Raw genomic sequence first — 21,448 nt, 5'->3', positions numbered from 1 at the left:
GACAAGGGGCGACCCACCATTGAGGTACGGCGCTACTGAACCGACCAGATATTACCGCTCGAACTTCCTTATGGGCTGAGCTGCCTCCCACCCTACAACTACAACGACAGGGCCACATTCATTGTTCTTGGTCACGAGAATTCAAATAGCTTCTAAAAAACATTTTTTCGGGGTCAATAAATGACATTGACAAAAAAACAAAAAACATCAGAAGGCTTGATACTGAAACCATTTCCAAACCTCCGCAATCATACATCACCCCACCCAGCATAGCTCCGAAAGGAATCGAAACATTAGTCCCTATAAAGAAATAGGAGTTTATCTTCCCAAGAAGATCAATGTTCACGTTGACCTGGCGATAGGTAAGAGAGCTCGTCCTGCAGGCCCCTGCACCAAGGAACAAAAGAAACATAAAGCAGCATAAAAGAAATAATGACAACGAGCTGATTTTGTCAGAAAAAAACAAGCTAACTGCCGCTAGAAAGATACAAAAAAAGAACCCTCTATTAAAGGCTAGCAGGTTACGCCCACCAAAAAAAAATCTGCAAATCAAAGCGGATAAAATTGTGCCCACTCCGCCTATTACAACAGGGAGGCTCACTTCATAATCCGTAAGCCCAAAGTTCTTAACAGAGCTTATAAAAAAAACCGACATCAAGACCCTGGAGCAAAAAGACCATCCAATAGCAAGAACAAAAAAACTGAAGATATCCCTATTTCTAATGATGTAATAAGCGGCGCTTAATGCTCCAATGGATTTTTTATCATCGGAGTAGGGTTTGCAATCTATCTCCGTCTGGCCATAGTTGCAAGTGTAGAAAGAAGCTCTATTAAGCTTCGGGTATAAGATGAAAAATGCTGAAAGCAAGAATGAAACGCATACGAACCCAAGCGAGGCTTGATACCCCATGCTTGACAAAGAAAGCGATGCAGCTCCAGGGCCTATAATCTCTGCTGCAGACGTGATAAGAAGAAGCAAGCTGTTGAAGTTATGTGGTGATTTGTAATTGTCCGCCACATATGATGTCCTGCAAATGTCAAACGAGATTGTAAAAAAAGTTATGCCAAGCATTAGAGTAACTAGAAAGTACATGTTTATGTATGAAAAGCTCATGATTATGGCAAAGTAAAGTATGGCTCTTGCCATATCGGAAACAATCATGCCTGCCACATACTTTCTATTTTTATCAAATGCTGCCCCAACAAATGGGGCAGCTAAAACGCTGACAGCCCCCACTGACATCAAGATCCCCATCTGAAATCCTGATGCGTTTAGGGCTCTTGCCGCTATCAAGGGTATGATGATATATGAAAATTGGAAGCCAAACTCCGAGAACAAGTGAGCAATGGGCAGCCCGGAATCTTTTCTATTTGCCGCGCTGATCAAAGAACGTCTCCTTTAAAGTATAGCTTTGCAATGAAAGAGTGATTCTTTTTCCTGTTAGTGACGCAGGCTCACACTCACTTATAAGTTTTACTGCTTGATCCACAGCCATTCCCGCCATGATTGACAATGAAGGAGAGGTTTGCCAAGCATTTACGATCCTGTTTCCATCATCGTACATTTCGTTAATCCTTGCATCTCTAAACTTCTTCACGTCTCCTGGCACATCGTCAAACCATTCTTTTTTCACCATGGCATTGACATCGCTTAGGCTTATGCTGTCATTGTCAGCATAATATATAGGCCCCACATAAACGCTTTGGGGATCACCGCCAAACTCAATGATTTTTACGCCCTTCTTCTTGGCAATTTCATGAATCTTTGATGCGACGGATTTTCCCGTAAATGCTGAGAGGTTTACCCACGCCAAGAACAATAAATCCACACCATCTAAAAGATTTTCTATTTTATCCCCACTCCCAGTTACGTATTCATCAACGGCCTCAGCATGTACAAAAGGATTTATATCTTGTATGCTTTCTTTACAAGCCTCTGCTTTAGACATTCCTACATGTCTAAATCGAAATAAAACCTGCCTATTGAGATTTGAGGTTTCAACCTTATCTCCATCAACAAGCCTTAAGTTACCGAACCCATGAAGAGCAAGAAGTTTGGAAACCCAAGTCCCCCATCCTCCTAAGCCAAAAACAGCAACCTTGGTTTTTTTAACCTCTCTTGGTAGATGAAGCTAGGGAGGTTATTCTTTTCAACTTGAGAAAAATACAACAGCTGTCTGTCGTATAGCTCAATCTCTTGCTGGCTCAAGAGCTTTGATGTTCTCGAGGCATCTTCAAGAAGATTCAATTTGGATAAGTGTGATATTACCTTTTCAACCACGCTTTCAGGGTTTTTGATTTCAGAATGCTGTTTTTTGTATGCAGCCTTTATTCTCTCAATGCTAAAATCACCATTCAACCAGTGAAGGAGGTCGACGAATGCTTGGGGAGGTTTTTTTACAACATAAGAAGAACCTGGTAACTCACCAATACAGATATCTCCATCAGGGCTCCTAAGTATATGATGAGATTTTTTAAGCATGGGTTTTAGCATTTTTACTCCCCTCTGGAAAATATAAAGGCTTGGCTGGTTACCAGCCAAGCCATAATGCCATTTAACTTTCCTCGGCTTCATCTTCTGATAAGAAGTTAACAGCCTCCTCGCAGATAAAGTTTACCCTCTCATCGAGAACTTCAAAATTGACTTCAAATGCATCTGTAGAAAGAGTGTTCATTTTCATGCCCTCTTGGTCATTAATTTAACCGCTGATTATTAGCAGCCATTTAACAATTAGCAGTGCATTTTTAAAATTCTAATTTATTATAATAATGAGCAATCAATTATTTTATAATATTTCGCTATCGCGACGCTTAGACATATTGCCATTTGTGTAAGGAAGGCTAATGATGATCATAAGTCAGGGAGATAGCAAAATTGGAGAGGGTTAAAAACGCGGACGATGATGCCTTTGCAAACCCTAGGTGTATGGTCCCGGGATGTAGTGGACGGGGCCATCATGGAATCTCTCGGGGTCATCCAGCTAGAGTTCGAGAATGAATCCAATGGGCGTTTCCCTTGAGCGCACGAAGCGGGTGAGCATTGTTATACGCCCAGAGATAGTCCTTTAGATAGGCACTCAGCTCGCCTAAGCTGGCGTAATGAAAGCGGCGGATGGTCGCTTCCTTGATGGGGCGATTCATCAGCTCAATCTGCCTGTTGCTCCACGGATGGAAGGGGCATGTCAGGCGATGCTCGATGTCATTCCGATAGCAGACCACATCAAAGCGATGCGGCTTGTAGGATTCTGCCCCTGGTCGCTTGACAAACTGAGAGCCGTTATTTGTTAGTAGGGTGTGAACCCGATACGGCAACTGTTGTAGCACGTCTTCGAGGAACTCAGCCGTCTGTTCCCGCTGTGCCTTCGGATAAAGCCGGGCATGCACAAGCTTGGAGGTGCGGTCGACGGTCACGAACAGATACGCCTTGCCCCCGGTGCGGATCTCGTCAGATGAGTGATAAAGTGCTGGAGCGCAAAGAGACAATCATCTAGGGCGAACCAGGAGGTGCGTCTAAAGGTGATCGCCGCGGCCTCTTCAAGGTTCTGATAGGGATGTCGAGCTTGGCTGCTTAGAGCCCCATGCACTCATCTTCCACGGAACCGCGACGTCGTCACTTACGCACTGTTTGAGGGTTGAGGTTGTAACGGTGGCTCAGCTTCGCGACCGAAGCTGACGATCGCTGTATGTCATTTCGGATGGCGTACGTGGTCTTGGCGCGTTGATGAAGTACTCGAGCCATGGATCCTCTTCGGACAATGGTTCGTACTATGAACCATGATACCTCAGGGACTAAACAGCTAATCGGTCAAAGCTGAGACAGTCTGTGACTTTCATCCCTCGTGGCGGCTGTACGCAAAATCTGTGGGCACTTCCCGGTCTAGGCTGCCTGGATTGAGCGAGAGAGCGCCTTTCTCGGTGCTCAACTTCCGGCCGCACTCCAATCGAGGAGGAATATCCTCCGTGGTAAGCTGCTGCCATCGAATGATGGAGATGTCATGAACAACCAGCATGACCTCAGCTACAAGCTGCTGTTCAGCGAGCCAAGGGTCGTCCGCGATCTGCTGACAGGCTTCGTGAAGGAAGAATGGATTGATCGCCTGGACCTCGATTCGCTGGAGAAGGTCAGCAGTACCTTCGTCACCGATGACCTACGTGATCGTGAAGGTGATGTGATCTGGCGTGTACGCTTTGGCGACGAGTGGGTATATGTCTACCTGCTGATCGAGTTCCAGAGCACCGTCGACCCGTTCATGGCGCTGCGCATCATGACCTACGTGGGGCTGCTGTATCAGGAACTGGTCAAACAGAAGAAGCTGACCCAGGACGGCAAGCTGCCCCCCGTACTGCCTATCGTGCTGTACAACGGCGAAAAACGTTGGAATGCGGCACTCAACGTGGCTGAGCTTGTCCAACCGGTACCGGGAGGCTTGGAGCATTACCGGCCTGACCTCCCATATCTGCTCCTGGACGAGGGCGCTATCGTGACCAGCGAGCAGTGGTCGGAAGAGACCCGAAATGTGGTGTCGGCCATCTTCCGGCTGGAACATCACCGTGATCAGCAGGATGCCATCGACCTGATCGGATTACTGGTACAATGGTTACAAGCGCCGGAGCAGACCCAGCTACGCCGGCACTTCGTCCTCTGGATCCGGCGCGTGCTGCTGCCGAGCTGGGTGCCCGAGAGCGAAGGGGCTGAGTGGCAGTCGCTCAACGACTTGAACGAGGTGCACAACATGTTGGCTGAACGTGCAAAGCAGTGGCCCGAGCAGTGGAAGCAGGTAGGCGAAGAGAATCACGCTCGTCAGGTGGCTCAGAAAATGCTCGAGCGAACCGCCATGGATGACCAGATGATCTCTGAGCTGTCTGGGCTGGACATCGAGCAGGTCCGTAAGTTGCGGGAAGAGCTGAAGCGCTGACCCAGGCTCGAATTGCACTGATCTGGCTTGCAAGCTACTCTCGGACTAACTGTGCCCGTATTCTGGAGGTGTCCCATGGGCCTCAAAAAGCTCCTGTGGAACGACAACGCAACAGAGCTGTTCGGTCATCGCCGTGACCAGGACGAGCACGTTGCGCCTGAGCGTCCAGAAAAGGGCACCGCCTCCCATCGCCCCTACACCGCCCGCCAGGTGCTCAAAGGCTCTGCAGCTTTCACGTCAGCGCTCCTGTTCGGGAACGGCGAGTCTCAAGGGTTAGTACGCACGCTCGGCCAAGCTTCGGCTGAAGCCGGTAAAACTATCATTGGTGGTAAGCAAGGCTCCAGTTCAAGCTCAGATGCTGCGAAACTTGATATGTATGGGCTAGGCGGCCCAGGATACTACGACAAAAACGGCGTCATCAAATACCGTCTCGATGACGACGAATAGGAAAAAATAGAGCCAGCTTCCGCTGGCTCTATGTCTTCACATGGCTTTGTCCTGCGCCTTATCAGCTGCTTTGCCTCCTGCACCTTTAGCTTCATTGCCAGAATTACTAATCCCGCTAGAAATAGCGTTTCCAGCACCGGCTCCTGCCCATCCCAACGCGGCAATCCATACGCTTGGCAGAACAAGAAACATCATGCCGTTGACGAACTGAAGCACCATCTTGTCGTTCGCATTCTCAACCCCGGCCAGCCAGTTCAGCTTCGCTGCTGCGCTGTTGTACATCAGGTTGACCAGGTTGGAGTCCAGCCAGCGTGCCAATTCCCACCAGAAGGTCAGGAAGTACAGGCCGAACAGGGCGAACATGGCCATCCCTACGACCTTGACGGAGTAGCCCGAAGCGACCATGACGAACGGTAGGCAGATGACGATCGCCATCAGTAACACGCCCTGAATCATCGGCAATGACTGCTTGAGGCTATCCATACCGGCACGAAACGGCACTGTGGCCATGGCGTTACCTGCCATCCCCGCCACGGCAACCACCGCATCATCAACACCACCATCGAGGCTCCGATACCCCATGGAGGCCTGGCTGGTGTTACCGTTGGCTGCCCCTGATCGGGGGCTCACCATGCGACGAATCATGTGCTCTGCAGCGGCCTCCTTGCTGATGGCAGCTTTGGCATCATGAAGCAGGGCTGTTGTTATCCGATCCCAACCGCTGACCTGATCCTGAAGTCGCGCTGCCAACCCTGCCGAGCCATCACTCCACCATTCGCGACAAGAGGGATACCCCGGCTGCCCTGGGCCTGTACTGGGCCGGGCCTCGTCCCGATCCGAGTTATAGGGGAAACCCGGGATAGGGCGTTTGGCGTAAAAGCTGTCATAGAAACCTGATGTCTCAAGGAAGTGTTTCGACCCAATCCAGTCAACATCCATCCCCTTGGCCTCCTCGAGGGTGGTGCCACTCTGTAACAGCTTGTTCATGGCCGGTCCAAAGCACGCCAACTGGAACTCCCCGATCTCACGCTTCAGTCCCTGGTCGGAGATCGATGAGAGGTCGAGTGCTGTACGGATAGACTGATAGTCAGTCGAACAGGGGATCTTCGAGACGGCCACGTTGGTCAAGCCCTTGGAGATCGAGTGCGTCAGTGCCCACCACATGGGCAAGCGGGCCTGCTGCCCGTCAATCGACGTCATTGTCGATTCTCCCCATTGGCCACTGGATAGCATGACCGTCCCGCATTGCTCTGCGTGGTCTTTGTTGACGTTCACCGGGTTCACGTTGAACGTGAAAACGGGCACGCAGGTAAACGCTACTACAATAATCATCACATAGAGCCGCGACTCGATGCGGTTGAGAGACAGTACCCCCTTGTTCCCCTCGTCATCGCCTTCCTGTCGCGCTTTGAACCACTCGCCCGCGACCAATGCGATGAAGGGAACAACAGCGATCCCGGTCGCGGTCATGGCATCCCAGATGCCATTGTTAACGACCCAGCCCAGGGTGAGCATAGTGCCTTCCATGTAGTCATTGACTGCGAACGTCGCCATGTCAGGCTCCTCCCCACCAGATGAACAGGTTGCAGCCCTCGATCAGAACCACAACGATCAGAATCATGCGTTCGAGCTTGTGCAGGAGGACACGGCCTTGCCGACCGCCATCCTTGTCCTGCTCAATGCTCCGCAGGATCTTCGGTCGCCAGAGCCGGAACCAAGCCAAAGCGATCCCCCCATAAAAGAGGACACGCCAGACCATCAGCCAATGACGGTTTTCACCCAGAGCGACCTGGAAGTCCCTGATGCCGCCATACAGGCGCATCCCGATGAAAACGATGAGGGCACCAACCCAAAATGCGGCGATCAGGCCCAAGAGCCCCAGTAGCAATGGGTGACGTTTGAAAATCCGAACCATTGGGGGCTCCTTATTGACCTTCGATCGGCGCACCACGGCCATCCAGCTCACTACGCGGGATGTTCGTTTCGTTCTGCATAGAGTCCCTGGCTCGATTGGCCGCCCGTTGGAGCGCTGACGTTGCAGCACTGCTGGCAAGAGACTTGCGGATTTCCATCTCGCTCTGCAGTAGCTCGATATCCCGGTTGAAGGCCTCGAGCTTGCGATCCAGGGCCGTCATCCCTTCGGGATTATTCTCGATACCCGGGTCACTTGTGCCCGCAATCAACGCTCTTCGCGCCCACATCGCCTTGGTCAGGGTCCTGGCCAGGGCCATCTCACTGGCCAGGCGCTGGGCGAGAAGGGGGCCTTGGGGATCGGTGCGCATCGCCTCGATCACGCCACGAGACACGGCCAGGCCATTGCCTGCAGAGACATCATTCAGCTTGTCCTGGGTGATTTTGCTTCCGTTCAGCATCTCAACCAGGTTCTGGTGAATGGACTGCTGTTCGTCTTCGAGCTCCCGGATCAAACCGGTACCGGCAACACTCTCGGATTTCTCGCATCCATCGCAGGACCGCAGTTCGGTATCGCCAACAATTTTCTTGGTCCATTCGGCGGCTTCCTCGGGAGATCCCCATATGGTGCACATACCGCCCTTACAGTCGCTGCCACTCCCGGAACCACCGCTACCGCTGCCACCGGCAATACCGCCACCACCAACCCAGTCACCATTGGAGGTGGCGACGGATCCCCAGCCTCCACCACCACCCGAAACTGACGCATTCGATGTTGTGTCGGTACGGCCATGGAGGAGGTTGTAGCCTGCTTTCGCTGTGTCCTCGACCACGCGCATGGGCGCCTGGCCGCTGCCACCACGCTTCTGACCGCCCACCCAGGTGCGCCCCGCGTTGCCGGCCTCGGCTTCGGCTTCTTCCTGAGCTGCCACAGCATCGGGGTTCGAGCTCGCGATGTCCTGCCAGTTTTCCGCCATGGCACTCTGCTGCATTTGCCCCCCGATCGTGGCGTCGGCCAGGGCTTCGGACATGCGTTGGCAGGAGAGCTTAGACTTGTCGAAGTCCATTCGTCCCTGCAGGACACCATTGGTCAGGAGATCATAGAGCGCGGGATTGGATCGCTGGATGATCATCGCCGGCAGACTGGCCACAGCGCCGGTGGCATTCTGTACAACATCCCCCATCATGTTCTGAAAGCCATCCGTCAGTCCGTTGAGCTGATTGCTCACGGTCGCGCCGATATCAAAATTGCCGCAGGTGGCATCAACGTTCCAACGGACCCCCATTCCACTCATCCTCGGGCCATGTCCCAGCCCTGCAGACGCACCGAAAGGGGCAGCGCCCCCAATGTCGTAATAGAGCCTGTCCGCTGATTGCGCCTGAGCGAGTAGTGGGGTGATCAGTGCCACCGAGAGCGTCAGGCTCTGCAGGATGTGTCGATTCATGCTTACTCTCCGGTGAAATACAGCAGTTCTTGCCCCCGGACGGCACAACACCGATAGGGTCGCCACAGCGCCCAGGCGTAGTTGCCGGGATCCTGGAGTTGATGGCGTTCTCCCCCATCCGGGAAAATCGAGCAGGACATGCTCATGTTGGGTTCCAGGCGCTGCCACTTGTGCGTGTCTGGATCCCCTTCCTTGACCGGGTCAGGTGCCCACTTACCAGCGTTTGGGTTGTCAGTTGGGGCCAGTGGCATGTAGACGTGAGGTTGTCCATTTCGAGTCACGACGTCCGCTGCACGCTGAGCCGTAGTGGCCGCCGCTTTGTAGTCATGGGGTTGAGAGACGAAACCGCTGCGCGGATAAATTGGGCTCCACAGATCCCCCACAGAGCCCATCTCACGCATGCCGGGTGTCAGGGCCTCGGGATACGCCATCTCGGGCAGGGACGAGCGCCAGGCCAGCGCATCCAGTGTCGATAGAAAATAGGGGGTATAGGGCAGTGCCTCACTATCGCAGGAGTACCCGAAGGAACTGAGCATCCGGTAGAAGACCGCGCCCCCGGGGTGGCCAATCGCATCGGTATTCTTGAACCTGGTGTTGGAATGGCGGCTATCGGCTTCCTCTGTCGCGCGACCACCGCCCGTGGCATTCCCTGTTGGCGGGGAAAGCATCGCCACCTCGCTCCAGGGGTTATCACCAGTGTTCTCGTAGGACGACACCACCAGCTCGGGGATGTAATGCTTCACGCGCATGGATGTGCGTACGGTACAGCCGAAGGCTGTGCAATAAAGCCAGGCACAGAAACCAATGACCTGGTAATCGAGACACTGCGTACTCAACGACGACTCGACGATCTCGGGGGTGGTGAGGGCGCGTGCTTGAGGTGCCGACGTCAAGCTGGCCATGCTGATGACCAGGGCGCAGGCTATTGCCATCGGCAGAGTGGAGAGCGTCCGCTTCATGGGGTGTCATCCTCGTCTCGGGTGTACCGTGCAATCTCCTCGAGGGCGACTTGGACGTCAGCCTCGCCATACACGACATAGCGACCATCGAGAACGACAGCGGGAACTTTTTCGATACCGAGCATCCAGGCACGCGCTACGCCTGTATATGTCTCGCCATAGCGGTCCAGCGTGGCCTGCCAGTCTGGGCCGCTCATGCGCGACCGTAGAATCTGTTTCGCGCGATCGGGATCTGCCGGCAGATCTCGCGAAATCTGCGCGTCGAGTCTGGCCGGGGCATCCAGTTCAACCACGGCTGCAGACTCCGGCGCGTTGACGATGGGCTCGCCGGCGACGGTGAACACTTCGACGCCAGCCCATGCTGGCAGGGCGAGTATTGAGAGCAGGGGAATCAACCAGCGTGTCGGATGTCGTGCCACAGTGGCCTCCTGGAAAGGTGGGCATGTGGCCATGGTGAGCAGCCTTGGCAGTAAGGGCATCGAAGAATGTTAAATGGAAGGCTGTACGTTTTTGCTGCGGAGCCATTGGCACGAGGAAGCCATTGGATTGATGTGCTGAGGAGTGATTACACTGAGAGCGGCGCTCAGGCCGCTAGCGTTGCCAATCTGGATGGCGCTCCACCGTTAGCGGCCTGAGACGCCTCTCAGGTACAAAATGCCAATCAGCAAGAGGCGCCGTATTGCCCATTGGCATCAGATCACCCCGCTGCCCAGGCGGGGTGGAGCCTTCAAGAGGCCTTCCTGCTTTTCCGGTTCGTGGTGGTCTTGAGGAGTCGCTTGAACGCTGTGCTATCCGCGACATTTAGATAGGTATCGAAGGTGGCATTCCAGACTGTTGTTTCTTCTTGGTATCGGATACTGACGTTGAGCGTGTCCGTCTGTGGAGGGCGTGACAGCGACACGGTGGCCTGTGCATCACGCAGGCTCGAGATTCCCAGCGACTCGAGATCTTCCTGGAACTGCACAACTAGGAGCAGATTGACCTGGTGCGCCTCGCACCATGCCGTGGCCTGTCGCACCTGATCCTCGGCATCCGGCAAGAAGGAGAGATGATCAAAGACCACCAGGTCGGCGGGACCTGTAGGCGCTGACCACTGTTGGTGACCATCTCCCGGTACCGTTTCGGCAGGAGCTGTTGGCACCGACCACTGCACAAGCGGATCGATCAGCATCACGCGGCGGCCCACGCCCAATGCCTCGACCACTCGAGATTTCCCGATACCGGTTTCGCCTGTCATCACAATAATGTTCATGACCGTACTTCTCTTCGATTGTCTCAGTGATTTCCTGACGTACGGCCAATGGCCTGCACCATTTGATCAACAGGCCGGTACCCTTCCCCCATCTCCCCCGATGGCAAGACGATCGTCGGAGTCCCCGTCACGCCAAATTGCTGCCCCAGCTGAAATCCGTCTTTCACAGCGGACTGGCAGCTTTCAACCGGTTCCACCTCCAAGGGGAGGGGACGACCCTCGAATACGGCCGTCATCGCTTCCTGTGGATCTTTGGAACACATGATCTGTGCCAGTTGACGTGCGGCTGGGGACTGGCTTCCGGCACGTGGGAACGGTACGTAGTGGACCGTGATACCGGCTGCCGTCAGTTGATCGATCTGCTGATGCAGTTTCTGGCAATAGGGACAGGTTGTGTCCGTGAAGACCGTGATCTCGCCAAGGTCATCTCCCTGAGCGGGGTAAGTCACCAGATCTTCCTCAGACACATCCTGCAGCTGCTCCAGCCGTTCTTGACGGTTGCGCTGCTCGGTGACGTTGATGAGCCCCTCTGGCGCGTTGTCGTAGAGAGTCCCCACGACCATGTGACGCCCCTGAGCGTCGCTGTAGAAGGTGTCCCCATTGCGTAGCCGCACCTCGTATATTGGCCCCTCGAGGTCGACACGATGAATTGACTCAGGAGTAATGGCCTGGCCATTGATGGTGAGATCCTCCAGTGCCTCCGGCACATCCTGCCCTGATGCAGCCAAGACCATTGTCGAGGCCGTCATGGCCACGACGGCCGCACCAAGGATCAGACCGGTCAGTTGACGTTTCATCGCAGCGCCTCCAGGCAGGAGAGAGCGGACTCGCCCCCATAGGTTTGAATGGTCCAGCAATCACCCAGCGTGATAGCAGGGAGAGACAAGGACTCCTGGATGTCGAGATAGCGACACCCCTCGCGTATCGACTCATGAACGTGCGCCCGTCGTGATGGCGAGATTCCCTGATGTTGCAATCGAGAAAAGCGGTTGCGGCCAATTTCGGGGGTAGTGTGCCCTTCGCCAGCAAACTCGCTCTGTGCCCACCAGTTGGCCACGTCCATGGAGTAGGTACGTCCGTCTCCTTCTTCAAAGGTCAGCTCGATACGGTGTTCGATCTGAAAGCGGCCGGGCGGCAGGTTCTCGACAGCCACAGACCATTGAAATACGACTTCTCCCGCAGTGAGGTCCGCGGGGAGCGTGATGAACTCCCCCAGCTGGCATTCAGAGGATCCCCCCACGAAATAGAGCCCATTGGGATAGGGTTGATGGATGACCCAGCCCCCATCAGGGCTGACAGGTTCTTTCATCCAGCTAGTTGAGACGTTCAGGGTGATGTCCTCAGCCGTTAACTTGTCAAAAGGGTCTGCCTGCAGGACCGGCAGCAAATGAAGTGTGCGTTCGCGCGCATCGGCGTTCACGGTGTCGAAGACTTGGATTTCTGACATACCACCGATCCTTCTTCCGGGGGCGTGAGATGGGGAGCAAGTTGAGCGCGGATCTCTTGGACGTTGTAGCGTCCACGGGCGGGAAAGCGCAGCAGCGGGATGCCTGCTGAGGCAAAGGCCCGATCCACGAACCGATCGCGACGCTTCCTGTCGCCACGACGGTGACTGCGATCGTCGAGCTCGATCGCGATGAGAATTCGTCCGCCGCGAGGCTCACACAGCACCAGATCGACGTGCTTGGAGCTGATCAAGCGGAAGTAGCGCCACCAGCGCTGGTCGCGAGAGTGGTGTTGGCGGAAACGCACGCGGAGTACATCGGCGATACGTACCTTGCAGGCGATCATCGCGCTGGATCCGACGGCCAGCGAAACGGCGCCATAGAACGCCTGCTCGGTAGGTGAGTTGAGGGCGGGCTGTCTTTCATAGGGCAACGTTCCCTTTCCCCGCCGCCAAAACACCAGCGACACCAGGACATAGAGAGTAGCCAGCACCAGAGGCCCCAAGATCGCAATCGTCCCGAGAGTGACCGCACCTGACGGGGCGACTGTTTCACTCATGCCGAGACCTCTGCCCGATCCCGATCGGCGCCGGAAGCGTCCTCCTCGATAAAGCCGCGTTTCGCATCCATCTCCTTGGCCAGGTGGATGGCGGCATCCAACTCGGAGCAACGCTTTTCCAGCATGACATTGCGCCGAGCCTTCTTCTCGTCCCCTTCGGTCCCGGACAACGCCAGGTAGAGACTCGGCTGTACCACCCGAAACAGCGCCTCAACCGCTGAGGCCAGGACGACGCCTTCGGTATACTTCTTGGAGATCTTCGATGCCGAGAGGAGGAGCTCTTCCTGGGCCGGTGTCAGTGACTTGAACCGCTTGATCTTCTGAACCTCATCCGGTGGCATCACCAGGCAGATCCAGAATTCGATCATGTTGAGCAGCTTCTCGGCCGCGTCAGGGAAATCTTCGACGTTCTGAGTGGCGAACCACAGCCAATAAAAGAGCTTACGCCCCATCTTGCCGACCTTGACGAAGAACGGTGACAGCAAGGGATTGACGGTGACAACGTGGCTCTCGTCGATGATTTGGACGATGTGGCGACCGTCATACTGCGTCCGCTCTGCCAGGTTGGTGATCATGTTGGTGATCGAGATGACGGACAGTGCCAACTGCGCCCCGTACCCCTCACGGGCGTAAGTGGCCAGGTCCACCAGGGTCACGTCGCACTCGGGCCAAGGGTCTCCGGTCGAGTTGAATACCTCGCCATCGAAGCCATCACAGTACAGGCCAATGTTCAGGCCCATCTCTTCAATGCGGCGCTGGGTGTCTTCATGGAAACTCGGGTCGCGAGAGATCTCGAAGAAGGCATCGCAAACATCTTCAGTCTTGCAGGGACGTCCTTCTTCAAACGTCACCCGTGCGGCGCGCATGATGGCGTCGCGCACAATTCGCCGATCGGCTCGACGAAAGCGACGTTCCTCGTCTTCCTCCCCACCGGTAATCATCAGCCGTGCGGTGATCTCCATCTCACCGAGAAGATCTCGCTTGTCTTCGTCGAGCTCTTCCTCCTCATCCTCGATCGGCGCTGGCAACGCATCATCGTCTATCTCACCCTGGGCACGTGCCTTGGCATCTTCGTCGGCCTGCTTGCGTGCACGCTCGTCCTCGAGTAGCCGGTGTGCTTCCAGAAAGGGGGCCAGGGAGACCCCTGAGCCGGGTGACAGCTTGACCTTGTTGACGCTCAAGCCGTTACGTTCGAAATAGTCCGCGAGTAAGCCAAAGCTGTTGCCTACTTCCAGGATGAACAAACGCGGCCGGCGCACAGCCATCAGCTGAGCGCAGATGGCCGTCAGTGAGGCCGATTTACCTGCCCCTGTCGGGCCACTGATGAAGGCATGCGCATTCTTCTCGCGATCGGCCAAATGAAAGGGATCGAACGAAAGCGTTTCGCCGCCACGATTGAAATTTGTGATACCCGGTCGCCCCGTACCACGAGCTCGACCGAAGAAGGGGCTCAGGTTTGCAATGTGCTGAACGTAGTTGTAGGCGGTATACCAGCGGTTACGGGCATCCTTGTCGGGATCGAAGGCCATCGGTAGCCAGCGAAGGTACGTGTTGAGGGCGGCGATCTCATCCTCGGGCTCAACCGGCTTCAGGCTGGACTGATACAGCTTGGTGCTCAACGCCTGGGTCTTTAAGCGCAGGTCCTCTTCATTGTCACCACGCAAGTAAAACACCAGGGAGGACTGGTACAGGAAATGGCGCTCCGCCATGTATTCCTTGGCTTTCTTGCAGTCATTACGCACGCTGACTGCCAGCACGCTATCGCCATGCGCCTTATTGCTGAGCCGATTGACATGATCCTCGAGGGGTTCCTGGGGCGATGCCACCACCGTCAATACCATGACGGTACCCTCGGGTAGCACATCCATCAGCGCATTGGAGACCTTGGACTTGCTGCCTTGCCGCTTGACCTCACCGGTGATGTGTCCGATCTCCGGCTTCTTGCGCAGCTCATCCACCACCAGACACCGATGTGGCAGGCCATCGAAATACCAGAGCCCCTTGTCGACATCAGACGTCGGGATGTTGAAAAGGACATCGCCCCCCAGGTCATAGTCGTAGGGCAGGTTGTTGTCGCCGGGATAGTCGACCAGATCAAGAAAGGCCTGGGGATCGTCGGGGAACATAGACGGGCGAGGATTGAACCAGGCTACCATCCAGCGATGGAAGTCTCGCCCATCATAACGTCGTAGGGTGAGGCCTGCCCCTTCAAGCGCCGACGCCAGGCGGTCGTAGACCATATTGGCATCTTCTTCCGGCGTCATCGGGTTGCCACGCCCTGATCCTGCGGATTTGTTCAGGCGGCGGTAGAGCACCAGGCGCGTGCGGCGCGTTTGTCCCTTCCAGGAGGTCTGCGTCACCACGTCGTCGTGGAACACGCCACCCTCCTGAGAGATGGATTTCAGATGCCGCTCAAACTGACTCAACCACTCCTGGGTATAGGTGGTCTCGAGCAAGCCACTGGATTTCTCCGTTGATTCGGGATCCGGGCAATCAATATAGGCTTTCAGCCGATCCATGATGTCGCGGAAGTCGACTTCATCCTGGGCGTAGATTTGGGCGACCCAGGGTGAGTTGTCGTGCTGTGGCAGAGCATCCTGAAATGCCCCTTCGATCAGGTCACGCTTATCCCTGAGCCAATCCTCCGACCGCCCCTCGGTCGCGAGCGGCATGATCTCGGCCACGATGCCGACCGAGCGACAATCATCCATCAGGAAGCATTTTGAATCGGTCAGATACTCGATAAAGGGCAGATAGTTGGCGAAGGACGGCGCCCGTTTGTAGAGCCGATCAACGTCCTGCTCTGTGATCGACTTCCCCCTTGGGACCGCCAATGGCCGCTCGCCATTGCCATTCATCTCGGAGGCATCGATGGGATCAGCCTGCTGTTCGGCACCACCGAACCAGCGATTCATCAGGTCATTGAATGACATCAGCGCGTCCTCCCCACCGGACGAGCTCCCTCACCCGGCATGGCGTACTGGTGCTTTGTGTGTAACGGGAAGATGGTGGAGTAACCCGGTACCGGCACCGACTCCCCACCGGCCAGGTGGGGGTAGATGTACATCACCAGGTCCGGGTTCGGTAGGCGCGAGAACTGACTGTAGATCTCATTGGCCGCGTCACGGGTGTAGCGCGTCTGTTCAGCAGTCACCTCGCCATCCCCGATCGGACGACGCAACGCCCCCCGGGCTTCCAGCACGGCCTGTTTCCCAGCGCTGCCACTCGCACTCTGCCGGGAGCCCTCTTTCCAGAGCTCCTGCATGGTCATCCCGTTGGTAGGCATCAGCTCGTCCTTGGACGTCGCACAGCCGGAAAGCAGCCCCAATCCCACCAGGGCCAGAGTGAATAGAGTGGCTCGTGGGAAGGCCCTGCGATCAGTCGAGCCCGTGTGTGGTTGCCCTTGATGAGTCATAGCGCACCTTCCTCCCTTCGGTCTCGTAATCAATCGGGATCTGCTTGTTGATGTGAATGGCCACGTCCTGGCCGGGGGGAACATAAACGGCAGCAAATGCTTCGCCATACAGCCTGTTGACCCACTGGGACATGTCATTCACCCCTTGAGAGAGGATCTGCCCCATGGCCTGGTTGCCTGTCATGGCCTGGGAAATGCTGCCATCGGCGCCGATGGATGTGATTGAGGTCGAATCGTCATCGGACAACATCGTCGCCGCACCGGCCCCGGCAGCAGTGAGCAGGCTTTGCGTACTCAGGTATTCCTTGGCGTTGCTGCGACGCATGCCACTGATGCAGGGAATCCCGTTCCTGTCACTCAGCCAGCCGATGGAGTCACCGCCTCCGATCGTCTGGTTTTGATTGCGATCGTTACTATTGCCACGACTCTGATTGACGTCTTCCGGCGACGGCACGGTTCGAACCGTGCCGTCCTCGAACACAAACGTCATCGACGAGATGTTTCCGCGCACGCAGGAGAGGGTCCAATCCCCCGTTGCTGTCCCACTGACCACTGCAGCTTGTACTTCGGGGAGCTCGATGCCGTTCGCGGTGAGGTTGTCCTTACCCACCATCACTTTAAATGGATAGGGATCATTTACGGTGCCATCGACCGGGACCCGGCCCAGGAGCGCCGTCATGGACAGCGATCCCATCAAAGTGGAGTTCTCGGGGATGGTGTAGACCGGTTCGACAGAGGCTTCATCGGGCTGTCCCGTGGCACTCGCCTTGACCGCACTGCCCGCTCTCGAGGCAGCGTCACCGACATCACTTGCTGCAGATTGGAACGATGTCGGGAACGTCGGTCCTTCCTGACCACGACGACCAGGACCTTCCTCAACGCGTTGATCCATGGGTTCGACCCAGGCCAGATTACTGCCGGTGCCACCAGCACCGCCGCCTTCAAGCCCCAGACCGATCGGCACGTCCTCATTGTTGCCTTCACCAGAGAAGCCGTCCTTCAGATTACCGATTTCGCGCTGCAAGCTCTGAAGCAGGCTCTGGTTCTCACGCTGTGACGCCCGGCGCTCCTGATCGAATTCCTGCTCCTGTTGATGCAGAGCACTACGAATCTGGCTCTGAACATCACGGCGCTCCTCGAGCATGTCGGCATTTTGTTCCCGGAGCTTCTGGTTGGTCTCAAGCACTCGATTCATTTCTTCTCGCATGGCTCGCGTCTGACCGACCAGAGTGGCGACTGTATCCTGTGGCGTGTCTCCCTCGATCCCCAGCGCCTTGAGCTCATCTTCACTCAGCGTCAGCGATGGATCGCTTTCTTCACCACTTGTCCCTGATTGCTGGCTGGAATCGGATCCCGACCAGAGAATGACAATCACAGCGACCAGGGCGAGAAATGACGGCACCAGAATCCTGACCAGGCCGTTGCCCTTGAGCTTCATGAGTCACCTCCCGCATCTGCGTGGGCTGAGTGGTCCTCGGCCACGGAGGCCGAAAGTGGCACCGCCTGAGCCAACGACACCCCATCAGTGACGATGAAGACGGTAGTGGTATCCCGCACCGAGCCTCGGCGGCCGAGCGTGGGATGCATGAAGGTGGCGCTGAAGAGATCGCCTTGCAGCCAGCGTGGGTCCAGCTCAAACGCCCGAGATGGGTCGCGATTGGAGAGCTTCACTGCCGTGACGGTCCACCCGTCGAGTTTCCAGGCGGCAACCGGTTTGGCGGATACCGGTAAAGCCGGCAACAGCGAGGGCAGGCTTTCAGGCAGTCGCATGGCCACGCGATTGACGCCTTGCACCGGCTCAATGGTCCGCGTCGGGGCGTATAAGGATTGCGCCGCATAGCGTGTCAGTACCACAGGAACCGGTGTATTGGCCGATGACGACGAACCTTCATCCTGCTCCTGGGAATCCGAGCTTGAGGCAGTCTCTGAATCGACGTGATCGTCTTCAGGAAACACCACCTGAATCTCTTCGTCGCTTGCTCCCGTCTCCATGGCCGTCAGATCAAACAGGACCACTTCATTGGTCTCGACGTCCTGAAGGCGAACCCGTTGGGTATCGAACGGCTTGTCAGCCTTTAGATAGATGGCACCACCGGCACTCTGAACGCGTAGTGTCTCCGAGTCGGCAATCTCGGGTGGGAGACCCACCCGTACATTGCGATCCAGCACGATCACACGTTCCGTTCCAACCGGGAGGTCGACCGGCAGAGGCTTGCGATCCCAGTGAAGGATCTCCACCGCCTGTGCCTGGGTGGCGAGCACCAAAGCGGCGCTCGCAATGCTCAGTCGGGATAACAGGCGTCTACTCATGGTGAAGCTACCTCGCTTGGCTGGTCGGCGTCGCTGTCGTCGTCGGCATACCCGAGTCGCTGGGGCACCCCGGCAAAGCATCCGTCAGCGGAACCGATCTGCAGCCCCCAGGGATTCGAATCGGGATCGTTGTCCACGCGGCTGACGTAGATGGGATAGCGAACGAAAGCGTCACGAACGGACGTGCCGGCGTAGGATTCACTGACCCCCATATCGAGCGTGGCAATCCAGTGATCTCGATCGATCACCTGCACGCCACCGGGTCCATCAGGGCTCTCGTCCTGGAACCCTCGACCGGGAATTTCATAGATTCCTCGAACACGTCCCTTCAATTCGCCACGGGCGCGGCGCTGCTCATACTCGTTTTCGAGGTAGTTACGGCAGCCGGGCGTCAGGAAGGTGCTGTACGCCTGAATGTTGCGCTTGTAGTTGACTTCGCCATTGACCGGCCAGCGGTTGATCGTCTGCCAGACATAGACGGCGAAGGTATAGATATTGGGCTCCGGCACTTTCCACCACTCGCGAGTGCTGCCGGTGCGTAGATCCGGGGGAACATGGACATCCAGCCGATCCGGTGACGTCTTCCACCCCCAGTAGAGTCCCGCGCACACCAGGACCATCACCACGATGACGCCACGTAACGTGGTGATATGAGCGTCCCGGGCCGCCAAGGCATGACGTTTACGACTCATGAGTTATCTCCCTTGCTGCGCGAGAGGCGTCCCGTCGAATTCGTCACTGGACGCCGAACGGGATCGCGTCGGATGCGCCAACGGATGGATTCCTGGATCAATTCATTACCCCCCGGCACGGGAAGCCCTGCTTTGGTGAGTTGCCACTGGATCTTGCGATACACCCAGGAGCTAGGGCGCCCTCGGCGTAGCCGACGCATGAATGCGCCGCCAAACCACAGAAAGAGACCAGCTCCTGCAAACATGCAGGTCGGGACCATGGCCCCCATGCCCACGACTGCCCAGCCGATCAACCCGACAGGAATGAACGCCATCAGCCCCGCAAAGGTGCAGATCACCAACTCCTTTCCGGTCATGCCGCGAAAGACGACGGGGGTGGCGTTCAAGCGAGAGGGAATGAAATCGATGGTCATGGCCCGACACCTCCGTAATTAAGTGCTCTGCATGATCGGGTCGCCGTAATTGGCCAGCCAGATAACGACGACGATCATGACAACCCCAAGACCAGCCACCATCCCGAATAGGCCCCACTCGCCTTTCTTTCTCGATTCGTTGAAGGCCCAGATCAGTGCACCGATGTAGGCGAGAATCGCGAAGGCTGTCACGACGATGAAGGCGATACTGAAGCCTTCCGACCCCACATTGCGGAAGGTGTCGAGAAGGTTACCGTCTGTCCCTTCGGTAATGTTTTCCTGTTGAGGCAACGCCGCGAGTGCAACGGCGGGTAGAGAGGCAAGCGTGGCCACCCCACCTCGAAGTACGCCTTTGGTTCGGCTGTAAAGTGACGTGATGACGTTCATGGTTCCATTACTCCTTGGGTCTCTTGCTGATGAACCTCCTCACGCGAGGAGGAATGGTGCCCCGGGAAAGGGCTTCCAGCTGCGCTGCTACAAGAACAGCCAGAACAGAATCACGACCACCATCACGCCCCGGATGAAATTCCAGGTCATGACGTGCTCGCTGAACATGCCTCCCACCCAACCGCGCCAGTTGCTGACGCCGAGCCACGCCAGCCAGATCACCGCCAGGGCACAACCGACACCAGCGATCAACAGGTAGAGGTCATCGGGGGTGGCGCTTGCACCAGCCTTGAAGGCTTCTTGCATTGAAAGCGCCATCACTGCCCCCGATCTTCGAGGTAGTCGCCATTCAGCGGCATGGGCTGACGCGGAAGTAGGCGTTCGGGGGCGAGGTAGGCATCGATACCGGAGGTAATGGACTTGAGATCCGATCGCAGCATGCGGGTATCGAAATAGATGCGAGTATTCTCGGGGCTGGTCTTCTGCTGTCGCGCATCGATGCGATCGACGACCACCTTGATCTGCTCGATCTGGGTCTGGATCAGGGCGAGATCGCGACGTTGAATTTCATCGATGTCACTCGCCTGAACCGACAGTGACATCGAACTGGCCATCAGCAGTCCCAGGAGAAGCGCCGCCTTGCCTGTAGCGTCCGGGCCTGAGATGGGAGAGTGCTTCCGCTCCGTCATAATGGAATCCTGCCGTGGGTGGTGACGACATGAGTCCATGGTCGAGGGATGTGTTCGCGGGATCAGCCAGAAACGTTAAGCGGATCAGACAGGTATTCTTGTCCAGCGACTTGACGGCTAGCCCCTGGTCTAAGACATTCCACGGGATGTTCCATCAGGGAGGGTGATCGTATGAGTGACCGTCGGGGGCTTGAGGATTTTGATTTCAGCCAGGTAAAGAATGTGACCCAGGCGGATATTGCCAATCCGGCGCATGGCGTTAGTGGAATGCTGCTCTTCCGCTTCGTGGAGGACGCTCCGGTGGTTCTGTATCGTCATTGCGACGATAGCGCGGCGCAACTGGTCATACCGCGCTATGATCGTTTCCAGTATGAAGGCGGCTTTGCATGGGGCTATTCAGGTACCGGCCCCCAGTGTTTGAGCCATGCCCTTGCTGCCCTGATCTATCCCGCCATTCATGTGCGTGAAGACCAGGCCGAGAAGGCCATCGAAATACTGGATAAGGTGGTATCGCGTCTTCCCGCCGATGAAGAAATGGACCTCCCGGTTGTCCACATCTATGAGCGCTGCGGCACTCCCGAGCTTGTTGAATGAACCATTCCGGCCCC

General features: G+C 56.2%; 24 protein-coding genes and 1 pseudogene. 3 read left to right on the top strand and 22 right to left on the bottom strand.

The window, feature by feature from the left end; translation table 11 throughout:
- Positions 1–118: 118 nt before the first annotated feature.
- The 4 genes and pseudogenes from LU493_RS05915 to LU493_RS05900 all read right to left on the bottom strand — a co-directional run bounded on the left by LU493_RS05915 (position 119) and on the right by LU493_RS05900 (position 3,483).
- Positions 119–1,387, bottom strand: a complete 1,269-nt coding sequence (locus LU493_RS05915) for an MFS transporter (protein WP_275286861.1) — start codon at positions 1,385–1,387, stop codon at positions 119–121.
- Positions 1,368–2,054 (bottom strand): annotated as a pseudogene (locus tag LU493_RS05910) (ThiF family adenylyltransferase); the annotation flags it as partial. The gene LU493_RS05915 and the pseudogene LU493_RS05910, both read right to left, overlap by 20 nt.
- 26 nt (positions 2,055–2,080) lie before the next feature.
- Positions 2,081–2,494 carry a hypothetical protein gene (locus LU493_RS05905; RefSeq protein ID WP_275286860.1) on the bottom strand — a complete coding sequence of 138 codons (414 nt, stop codon included), beginning with the start codon at positions 2,492–2,494 and terminating at the stop codon, positions 2,081–2,083.
- A gap of 479 nt (positions 2,495–2,973) precedes the next feature.
- A complete protein-coding gene (locus LU493_RS05900) occupies positions 2,974–3,483 on the bottom strand; it encodes a DDE-type integrase/transposase/recombinase (RefSeq protein WP_428994526.1) in 510 nt (169 codons plus the stop codon).
- A gap of 512 nt (positions 3,484–3,995) precedes the next feature.
- Between LU493_RS05900 and LU493_RS05895 the strand changes: the two genes are divergently transcribed.
- Entirely contained in the window at positions 3,996–4,916 is a 921-nt protein-coding gene (locus LU493_RS05895; protein WP_275286858.1) for an Rpn family recombination-promoting nuclease/putative transposase, read from the top strand.
- Between the two features lie 75 nt (positions 4,917–4,991).
- Positions 4,992–5,363: a hypothetical protein gene (locus tag LU493_RS05890; RefSeq protein ID WP_275286857.1), complete on the top strand. Its 372-nt coding sequence runs from the start codon at positions 4,992–4,994 to the stop codon at positions 5,361–5,363.
- A gap of 36 nt (positions 5,364–5,399) precedes the next feature.
- On the opposite strand, the gene LU493_RS05885 is transcribed toward LU493_RS05890, so the two are convergent.
- The 18 genes from LU493_RS05885 to LU493_RS05800 form a co-directional block, all read right to left on the bottom strand.
- The gene (locus tag LU493_RS05885) at positions 5,400–6,917 is read right to left on the bottom strand and encodes a conjugal transfer protein TraG N-terminal domain-containing protein (RefSeq protein WP_275286856.1); all 1,518 of its coding nucleotides are present in this window, start codon (positions 6,915–6,917) and stop codon (positions 5,400–5,402) included.
- A gap of 1 nt (position 6,918) precedes the next feature.
- The gene (locus LU493_RS05880) at positions 6,919–7,278 is read right to left on the bottom strand and encodes a hypothetical protein (protein WP_275286855.1); all 360 of its coding nucleotides are present in this window, start codon (positions 7,276–7,278) and stop codon (positions 6,919–6,921) included.
- A gap of 10 nt (positions 7,279–7,288) precedes the next feature.
- Positions 7,289–8,719, bottom strand: a complete 1,431-nt coding sequence (locus LU493_RS05875; RefSeq protein WP_275286854.1) for a hypothetical protein — start codon at positions 8,717–8,719, stop codon at positions 7,289–7,291.
- A gap of 2 nt (positions 8,720–8,721) precedes the next feature.
- Positions 8,722–9,678 carry a TIGR03756 family integrating conjugative element protein gene (locus tag LU493_RS05870; RefSeq protein ID WP_275286853.1) on the bottom strand — a complete coding sequence of 319 codons (957 nt, stop codon included), beginning with the start codon at positions 9,676–9,678 and terminating at the stop codon, positions 8,722–8,724.
- Positions 9,675–10,097: a TIGR03757 family integrating conjugative element protein gene (locus tag LU493_RS05865; protein WP_035415451.1), complete on the bottom strand. Its 423-nt coding sequence runs from the start codon at positions 10,095–10,097 to the stop codon at positions 9,675–9,677. Before LU493_RS05865 ends, LU493_RS05870 begins: the two co-directional genes overlap by 4 nt.
- Positions 10,098–10,405: 308 nt before the next feature.
- Positions 10,406–10,930, bottom strand: a complete 525-nt coding sequence (locus LU493_RS05860) for a hypothetical protein (protein ID WP_275286852.1) — start codon at positions 10,928–10,930, stop codon at positions 10,406–10,408.
- A gap of 23 nt (positions 10,931–10,953) precedes the next feature.
- Positions 10,954–11,727, bottom strand: a complete 774-nt coding sequence (locus LU493_RS05855; protein ID WP_275286851.1) for a DsbC family protein — start codon at positions 11,725–11,727, stop codon at positions 10,954–10,956.
- Complete coding sequence (locus tag LU493_RS05850) at positions 11,724–12,377, bottom strand: hypothetical protein (protein WP_035415446.1); 654 nt, start codon at positions 12,375–12,377, stop codon at positions 11,724–11,726. Before LU493_RS05850 ends, LU493_RS05855 begins: the two co-directional genes overlap by 4 nt.
- Positions 12,347–12,934, bottom strand: coding sequence for a DUF2726 domain-containing protein (locus LU493_RS05845; protein ID WP_275286850.1), 588 nt, complete (start codon positions 12,932–12,934; stop codon positions 12,347–12,349). Before LU493_RS05845 ends, LU493_RS05850 begins: the two co-directional genes overlap by 31 nt.
- Positions 12,931–15,792 (bottom strand): conjugative transfer ATPase, encoded by a 2,862-nt coding sequence (locus LU493_RS05840; protein WP_275286849.1) that lies wholly within the window; start codon positions 15,790–15,792, stop codon positions 12,931–12,933. Before LU493_RS05840 ends, LU493_RS05845 begins: the two co-directional genes overlap by 4 nt.
- A 74-nt stretch (positions 15,793–15,866) precedes the next feature.
- Complete coding sequence (locus tag LU493_RS05835) at positions 15,867–16,268, bottom strand: TIGR03751 family conjugal transfer lipoprotein (RefSeq protein ID WP_428994528.1); 402 nt, start codon at positions 16,266–16,268, stop codon at positions 15,867–15,869.
- Positions 16,269–16,311: 43 nt separating this feature from the next.
- Positions 16,312–17,787, bottom strand: a complete 1,476-nt coding sequence (locus LU493_RS05830) for a TIGR03752 family integrating conjugative element protein (RefSeq protein WP_275286848.1) — start codon at positions 17,785–17,787, stop codon at positions 16,312–16,314.
- Positions 17,784–18,659, bottom strand: coding sequence for a TIGR03749 family integrating conjugative element protein (locus LU493_RS05825; RefSeq protein WP_275286847.1), 876 nt, complete (start codon positions 18,657–18,659; stop codon positions 17,784–17,786). The genes LU493_RS05830 and LU493_RS05825 overlap by 4 nt, the downstream gene beginning before the upstream one ends.
- Positions 18,656–19,351: a PFL_4703 family integrating conjugative element protein gene (locus LU493_RS05820; protein WP_275286846.1), complete on the bottom strand. Its 696-nt coding sequence runs from the start codon at positions 19,349–19,351 to the stop codon at positions 18,656–18,658. Before LU493_RS05820 ends, LU493_RS05825 begins: the two co-directional genes overlap by 4 nt.
- Entirely contained in the window at positions 19,348–19,764 is a 417-nt protein-coding gene (locus LU493_RS05815; protein ID WP_052046822.1) for a TIGR03750 family conjugal transfer protein, read from the bottom strand. Before LU493_RS05815 ends, LU493_RS05820 begins: the two co-directional genes overlap by 4 nt.
- Positions 19,765–19,782: 18 nt before the next feature.
- Positions 19,783–20,151 carry a TIGR03745 family integrating conjugative element membrane protein gene (locus LU493_RS05810; RefSeq protein ID WP_275286845.1) on the bottom strand — a complete coding sequence of 123 codons (369 nt, stop codon included), beginning with the start codon at positions 20,149–20,151 and terminating at the stop codon, positions 19,783–19,785.
- Positions 20,152–20,238: 87 nt separating this feature from the next.
- Positions 20,239–20,469 (bottom strand): TIGR03758 family integrating conjugative element protein, encoded by a 231-nt coding sequence (locus LU493_RS05805; RefSeq protein WP_084076112.1) that lies wholly within the window; start codon positions 20,467–20,469, stop codon positions 20,239–20,241.
- The gene (locus tag LU493_RS05800) at positions 20,469–20,765 is read right to left on the bottom strand and encodes an RAQPRD family integrative conjugative element protein (RefSeq protein ID WP_275286844.1); all 297 of its coding nucleotides are present in this window, start codon (positions 20,763–20,765) and stop codon (positions 20,469–20,471) included. The genes LU493_RS05805 and LU493_RS05800 overlap by 1 nt, the downstream gene beginning before the upstream one ends.
- A 246-nt stretch (positions 20,766–21,011) precedes the next feature.
- Between LU493_RS05800 and LU493_RS05795 the strand changes: the two genes are divergently transcribed.
- Entirely contained in the window at positions 21,012–21,434 is a 423-nt protein-coding gene (locus tag LU493_RS05795) for a DUF6166 domain-containing protein (protein ID WP_275286843.1), read from the top strand.
- Positions 21,435–21,448 lie beyond the last annotated feature (14 nt).

The organism is Halomonas elongata, assembly GCF_029081005.1.
GTDB classification, from domain to species: Bacteria; Pseudomonadota; Gammaproteobacteria; order Pseudomonadales; family Halomonadaceae; genus Halomonas; species Halomonas elongata_B.
This window is presented reverse-complemented; position numbering and strand designations above follow the sequence as displayed.